A 443-nucleotide genomic window follows, 5' to 3' on the forward strand; every position below is an offset into this window, starting at 1 on the left:
GTGGTGGGGCTGCCCGCGTTCGGGATCGCGGCGGCCTCGGGGATGGGCGCCGACCTGCGGCGCTTCCTGATGCTGGACGAGCCGGGGGAGCGCTGGGCCGAGGCGGTCACGGTGCTGGCCGGCGCCGTGGACCTGGTGCTGGTGCGGCCACCGCGCCGGCCCGGCGGCGAGCAGGTGCGGCGCATCGGCGCGCGCCTGCGCCGCACGGTGCGCCAGCGCGGCGCGGCGCTGGTGGTGGCCGGCGAGTGGCCCGGCGCCGATGTGCGGCTGCGGCTGACGGAGTCGGCGTGGTCCGGGCTCGGTGACGGTACCGGGCACCTGACCGGGCGCCGGGTCACGATCACCGCCGCCGGACGCGGCGCCGCCGGAAGGGAGCGCACGGCGCGGCTGTGGCTGCCGGCCGCGGACGGGGCGGTGCGGGAGTGGGTGGCGGAGAGGGACAT

1 protein-coding gene is annotated in these 443 nt (G+C 79.9%); it reads left to right on the forward strand.

The window, feature by feature from the left end:
• A partial coding sequence (gene imuA', locus GWK61_RS55265) for a DnaE2-dependent mutagenesis accessory factor ImuA' (RefSeq protein ID WP_499704287.1) occupies window positions 1-443 on the forward strand: 443 nt, incomplete at both ends.

It is taken from the genome of Catenulispora rubra, assembly GCF_015356825.1.
Taxonomy (GTDB): Bacteria; Actinomycetota; Actinomycetes; order Streptomycetales; family Catenulisporaceae; genus Catenulispora; species Catenulispora rubra.